General features: G+C 67.9%; 6 protein-coding genes. 1 reads left to right on the top strand and 5 read right to left on the bottom strand.

Annotated features, from left to right (window positions below; translation table 11 throughout):
* Positions 1 to 435 precede the first annotated feature (435 nt).
* Entirely contained in the window at positions 436 to 1,068 is a 633-nt protein-coding gene (locus tag AB0J58_RS30625) for a class I SAM-dependent methyltransferase (protein ID WP_364222207.1), read from the top strand.
* Here AB0J58_RS30625 and AB0J58_RS30620 read toward each other — a convergent pair.
* From AB0J58_RS30620 to AB0J58_RS30600, 5 genes are all read right to left on the bottom strand, one after another.
* Positions 1,065 to 2,186 carry an HAD-IIIC family phosphatase gene (locus AB0J58_RS30620; protein WP_364222204.1) on the bottom strand — a complete coding sequence of 374 codons (1,122 nt, stop codon included), beginning with the start codon at positions 2,184 to 2,186 and terminating at the stop codon, positions 1,065 to 1,067. The two genes, AB0J58_RS30625 and AB0J58_RS30620, sit on opposite strands and share 4 nt — an antisense overlap.
* Positions 2,187 to 2,204: 18 nt before the next feature.
* Positions 2,205 to 3,314 carry an acyl-CoA dehydrogenase family protein gene (locus AB0J58_RS30615; RefSeq protein WP_364222201.1) on the bottom strand — a complete coding sequence of 370 codons (1,110 nt, stop codon included), beginning with the start codon at positions 3,312 to 3,314 and terminating at the stop codon, positions 2,205 to 2,207.
* Positions 3,307 to 3,597 carry an acyl carrier protein gene (locus tag AB0J58_RS30610; protein ID WP_364158047.1) on the bottom strand — a complete coding sequence of 97 codons (291 nt, stop codon included), beginning with the start codon at positions 3,595 to 3,597 and terminating at the stop codon, positions 3,307 to 3,309. The genes AB0J58_RS30615 and AB0J58_RS30610 overlap by 8 nt, the downstream gene beginning before the upstream one ends.
* Complete coding sequence (locus AB0J58_RS30605; protein ID WP_364222198.1) at positions 3,594 to 4,448, bottom strand: 3-hydroxyacyl-CoA dehydrogenase family protein; 855 nt, start codon at positions 4,446 to 4,448, stop codon at positions 3,594 to 3,596. The genes AB0J58_RS30610 and AB0J58_RS30605 overlap by 4 nt, the downstream gene beginning before the upstream one ends.
* Positions 4,449 to 4,572: 124 nt before the next feature.
* Positions 4,573 to 5,604, bottom strand: a complete 1,032-nt coding sequence (locus AB0J58_RS30600; RefSeq protein ID WP_355563510.1) for a GDP-mannose 4,6-dehydratase — start codon at positions 5,602 to 5,604, stop codon at positions 4,573 to 4,575.
* Positions 5,605 to 5,698: the final 94 nt, after the last annotated feature.

Here is a 5,698-nt window from a genome sequence, read left to right as displayed (position 1 = left end):
ATCAGCTCAACCCTTTTCGACGACCGGCACGAACTCATCAACTCGGGCGATCACAACGCCGCCATGTGCGCTTCGCCGGCGGGAACACACGGATCCGTGCCTGGCAGGAAGGTACGGGGGCGAGGGGTCAGGGGTTTGGCGCCTTCACCGACACCGCGCGCCACACCATCCGGCCTCATATCGCCGCGTCGAGTTCACAGGCTCCATCCACATCGGCCCAGTCTCAGCCCGGCGCTCCCTGAAAATCATTAGTAACCGCGGCACCGTCCCGGCCGGTCACCTTCCTGACATCGGCCCTGTGATCCGGCGGGTGCGCGGGCCGTAAGCCCAGGTGGTCCGTGACTCTGGGGAAATGACCAGCGCGCGGGACCTTACGCTCGCGCAATGGCCGGTCAGCTTCAGATCACATCAGAGTTGTCAGACTACGTTCACGAGATGTCGTCGCGGGAGGACGAGATCCTCCGCTCCCTCCGGGAGGAGACCGCGGCCCTGCCCGCGGGCAGGGCGATGCAGGTCATGGCCGAGGAGGGGCAACTGCTGGGACTGCTGGCCCGGCTCACCTCCGCGCGGACCGTGCTGGAGGTCGGCACCTTCACCGGCTACAGCACGCTCTGCCTGGCCCGCGCGGTCGCTCCCGGAGGCCGCGTCATCACCTGCGACATCACCGAGCGGTGGCCCCGCTTCGGAGTGCCCTACTGGAGACGAGCCGGCGTGTTCGACCGGGTCGACCTGCGGATCGGCGACGCGTCGGACACCCTCGCCGCACTGCTGGTCGACGAGGGGCCGGGGTCGGTCGACCTGGTGTTCATCGACGCCGACAAACCGAACTATCCGAAGTACTACGAGGCCGGCCTCGCGCTGCTCAAGGACAACGGGCTCATCGTGGTGGACAACACCCTGTTCTTCGGCAAGGTCGCCGACCCGGCGGCACAGGACGCGGACACCGACGCCATCCGCGGGTTCAACGCCCTCCTCCGGGAGGACCGCCGGGTGGACATCTCACTGCTGCCGATGGCGGACGGCATCACCCTGGTACGCAAGAAAGGCCCGGCGGAACCACCCTGCTAGGCGACGGGCGAAGGACTGAGGACATCTGAGAACCGGATCTCAGGCGAGGACCCGAGATCCGGTGCGATGAGGTCCATCGTGGCGGGCGGGTCCTGCGGCGTCGGGACGAGGTGAAGCCGTTCCAGGCCGCCGACGTCGGAGACGGGCAGCCTCTCCAGACACGGACAGGTCTCGCCGCCGAACCCGCTGAACCGGTAGGCGATCTCCATCATCCGGTTGCGGTCGGTCCGGCGGAAGTCGGCCACCAGGTGCGCGCCGGCGCGCGCGGCCTGGTCGACCAGCCAGCGCAGGATCACCGCGCCCGCGCCGAAGGACACCACCCGGCACGACGTGGCGAGCAGCTTCAGGTGCCACACATCCGTGCCCAGTTCCAGCAGGATGACCCCGACCGCGCCGTGCGGCCCGAAACGGTCGCTCAACGAGGTGACCAGGACGTGGTGCCGGGGGTCGTCGAGCAGCCGGACCAGCGTCTCCTGTGAGTAGTGCACGCCGGTGGCGTTCATCTGGCTGGTGCGCAGGGTCAGCTCCTCGACGCGGGCGAGGTGCTCCACGGTCGCGTGCTCGATGCGCATCACCAGGTCGAGCGAGCGGATGAACTTCTCGTCCGGACCGGTGAAGCCGGACTTCGCGGCCTGCCGCCGGAAACCGGCCTGGTACATCTCCCGCCGGCACCTGGCGTCCTCGGTCACCGTCTCCGGGCTGAACTCCGGCAGTCCGGCCAGCTCCGCGACCTGATCGGCCGAGTAGCACCGTACGTCGGGAAGATGGAACGCCACCTCGGCCCGCTCCGCGGCCTGGTCGTCCACGAACGCCACCGCGCCGTGGGCGAAGTTCAGCTCCTCCGCGATGCGCCGGATCGAGCCGGACTTGGGCGACCAGCTGATGTGGGGCAGCACGAAGTATTCCGCGATGCCCAGCTCCTCAAGCTTCGCCCAGGCATGGTCATGATCGTTCTTGCTCGCGACGGACTGCAGGACGCCCCGGGAGTCGAGCACCCGGATGAGTTCACGGACGGACTCCGGCAGCCTGATCTCGTCGTCCTCCAGCAAGGTCCCCTGCCACAGCGTGTTGTCCAGATCCCACACCAGGCATTTCACCATCGCGGTCTTGTCGGGCACCTGTCCTCCTCGTCTCGGTCAGCGCGACTGCGCGACGGCGTGCTGGGCGAGAATGAGCTGGCAGATCTCAGTGCTGCCCTCGATGAGTTCCATGAGCTTCGCGTCCCGGTAGGCCCGTGCCACCACGTGGCCGTCCTGTGCCCCCGCCGACGCCAGCACCTGTACGGCCGCCGCCGCGCCGCGCGCGGCCTCGGTCGAGCCGACGTACTTGGCCAGGACCGTGGCGATCACCATCTCCGGCGACCCCGCGTCCCAGCAACGGCTCGCGTGCTCGCAGACCCGGGTCGCCGCCTGCTCGGCCGCCATGAGTTCGGCGAGGTGCCGGGCCACGAGTTGGTGCTCCGCCAGCGGCCGGCCGAACTGCCGGCGGGTCCTCGCGTGCGAGCCCGCCGCCGAAAGGCAGGCACGCAGGATTCCGACGCAGCCCCAGGCCACCGATATCCGGCCGTAGGCCAGCGCCGTGGTGACCAGCAACTGGAGCTGCTGTCCGCCGCCGCCGAGCACGGCGCTCGCGGGCAGCCGGACGGCGTCGAGGCTGACGTCGGCGTGCCCGGCGGCCCGGCAGCCGCTCGGGTTGGGCACCGGCCGTATGGTGACTCCCGGAGCGTCGGCGGGCACGACGACGGCGGCGCCGGCGTCCCCGTACCGTCCGAATACGACGATCGAATCGGCGTAGCGGGCCACGGTGGTCCACGCCTTCCGCCCGTCGACCACCACCGTGTCGCCGTCGGCGCGTATCTCGGTGGCCATCGCCGTCACGTCGCTGCCGGCGTCACGTTCGCTGAAGGCGACGGCGGCCAGCTCCCCACCGGTCAGCCTGGGCAGGTACTCCTGCCGCTGGCGGGCGTCACCGAGCCGCCTGATCGTCCATGCCGCCATTCCCTGTGACGTCATCACACTGCGCAGGGAACTGCACAGGCTGCCCACGTGTGCGGTGAAGGCGCCGTTGTCCGAGCTGTCCGCGCCGATGCCGCCGTATTCGACCGGCACCTCGGCGCACAGCAGGCCCTGCTTGCCGAGGGCCCGGAGCGTCTCGGTGGGGAGGACGCCGGCGAGGTCCCAGGCCGGGGCCTGGTCCCCGACCAGCTGGGTGACCCCTTCGCACGCGTCGGCGCGCCACTCAGCCACGGTCCGCCACCGGTGTGTCGAGCAGCCGCAGCACGAGGGACGTCATCTGCTCGACGGTGCGGAAGTTGTCGAGCTTCAGGTCCTCCCCGACGATGGCGATGCCGTACGCCTGTTCCAGGTAGACGACCAGTTCCATGGCGAACATCGAGTTGACGAGCCCGGAGGCGAACAGATCCTTGTCGACGGCGACGTCCGTCTTGATCCGCTCTTCGAGGAACCCCCGGATCCGCCGATGGACACTGTCGAGGGTCGGCTGGACCATCTCTTCTGATTCCGTGTTCACGAGAGCACCTTCTCGTAGTCGTAGAAGCCCTTACCGGACTTGCGTCCGAGATGTCCTGCGGCCACCTTTTCCAGTAGCAGCTCACAGGGCTGAAAACTCGCGTTGCCGGTGCGCTCCCACAGCATTCGCAGCGCGTCGGCCAGGTTGTCCAGTCCGATCAGGTCGGCCGTGCGCAGGGGTCCGGTGGGATGCCCGAGGCAGCCTCGCATCAGGTCGTCGACCGACTCGGCGGTGGCCACGCCGGCCGCGACGATCCGCGCCGCCTCGTTGATCATGGGGTGGAGGAGCCTGCTCGTGACGAACCCCGGGGCGTCCCGGACGACGATCCCGCGGCGCCCCATCCGCGCCAGCAGCCCGGTGACCGCGGTCATGGTCTCGTCGCTCGTCCGGTCGCCTCTGATCACCTCCACCATCGTGATCAGGTAGGCCGGGTTCATGAAATGGATGCCGACCAGCTCGTCCGAGCGGTCGACGAATCTCTCCAGCTCCCCTATCGGGATGCCCGAGGTGTTGGAGACCAGCGGCGTGCCGGTCTTGACCAGCCTCGACACCTCGCCCAGCACTTTCGCCTTGATCTCGGCGTCCTCGGTGACCGCCTCGATGACCGCGGTGGCGCCGGCGACGGCCTCAAGCTCCGTGGCCGTCGTCAGAGCGGCCACCGGCCCCTCCGCCGGCACCACGCCCATGAGCCGCGCGTGCCGGAGCTGGGTGTCGACACGGCGCCGGGCGTCGGCGAGCCTGTCCTCCGACACGTCGACGAGCACGACCGGGATACCGTGGCCGATCGCCACGACGGCGATCCCGGTGCCCATCACCCCGGCCCCCAGAACCCCCAGACGAGCATCTTCCACTTCACTCATCCCTGAGCCTCACATAACGGTTGGAGTTTGCCGGTACCTGTGTTTCATGGATCGTTTCTCCTCATACGCCCTGACACAGGGACGGCCGGACGGTCGTATGAGAGCTCCGGTGAGCTCACCAGCTCGATGCGAGGATGAGGTCTCCGAACTCCCGCTCGCGCGAGGCGTTCTGGAGATCGGACTCCACCATCATGTGCATGAGTTGCTCGAAACCGACGGTCGGCTCCCAGCCGAGTTCGGCCCTGGCGCGACTCGGATCGGCGCAGAGGGTCTCCACCTCGGCGGGACGCACCAGCCCCGGGTCGATGACGACGTGGTCCTGCCAATTCAGTCCGACGTACTCGAAGGCCATTCGTACGGCGTCGTGCACCGAGTGCATGCAGCCGGTGCCCACGACGTAGTCGGTGGGTTCGTCCCGCTGCAGCATGAGATGCATCGCGCGGACGTAATCGCCGGCGAACCCCCAGTCGCGGACCGCGTCGAGATTTCCCAGATACAGCTTGTCCTGCAGGCCGAGTTTGATCTGGGCGACACCGAGGGAAATCTTTCGCGTCACGAATTCCGCGCCCCGGCGCGGCGACTCGTGGTTGAACAGGATGCCGGAGACGCCGTACATGTTGAACGACTCGCGATAGTTCCGGGTGATGAAATGGCCGTAGGTCTTCGCCACCCCGTAGGGGCTGCGCGGATGGAAGATCGTCGTCTCGTGTTGCGGACTCTCCACGACCTTGCCGAACATCTCCGAGGACGACGCCTGGTAGAAGCGGATCTGACCACTGCTGTCGTTACGGGACTTGTCCAGCCCGCACACCAGGCGGATCGCCTCCAGTGTCCGGAGCACGCCCATGCCGTTGACCTCGGCGGTCAGCTCGGCCTGCTGCCAGGACATCGGGACGAAGGAGATGGCGGCGAGGTTGTACACCTCGTCGGGCTGCACCTTGTCCACCGCCGTGACCAGACTCCCCTGGTCGAGCAGGTCTCCGTTGACGAACGACAGGTCGCTGACAAGGCGGCTGATGCGGGACTTGCGGGGATTGGCCTGCCCTCTGATCAGTCCCCAGACCTGGTATCCCAGGGACAGCAGATGCTCAGCCAGATAGGAGCCGTCTTGACCGGTGATACCGGTGATCAGCGCGCGCCTGGACATGCACTTTCCTTTCAGGACCGCGGACGAGTAATCCGATCGGACACCATCGCGACCGCGAGGACGCTGACGGTGCGCCCACGGCGGGAATCGAGCC

The sequence above is a fragment of the Streptosporangium sp. NPDC049644 genome, assembly GCF_040675205.1.
GTDB classification, from domain to species: domain Bacteria; phylum Actinomycetota; class Actinomycetes; order Streptosporangiales; family Streptosporangiaceae; genus Streptosporangium; species Streptosporangium fukuiense.
The sequence above is the reverse complement of the archived record's forward strand: the minus strand, read 5'-3'. Positions and strand labels throughout refer to the sequence as shown.

Excerpts from the sequence above, each read along its gene's own strand:
- AB0J58_RS30625 (WP_364222207.1), top strand. The coding sequence starts at position 436 with ATGTCGTCGCGGGAGGACGAGATCCTCCGCTCCCTCCGGGAGGAGACC.
- AB0J58_RS30600 (WP_355563510.1), bottom strand. The coding sequence starts at position 5,604 with ATGTCCAGGCGCGCGCTGATCACCGGTATCACCGGTCAAGACGGCTCC.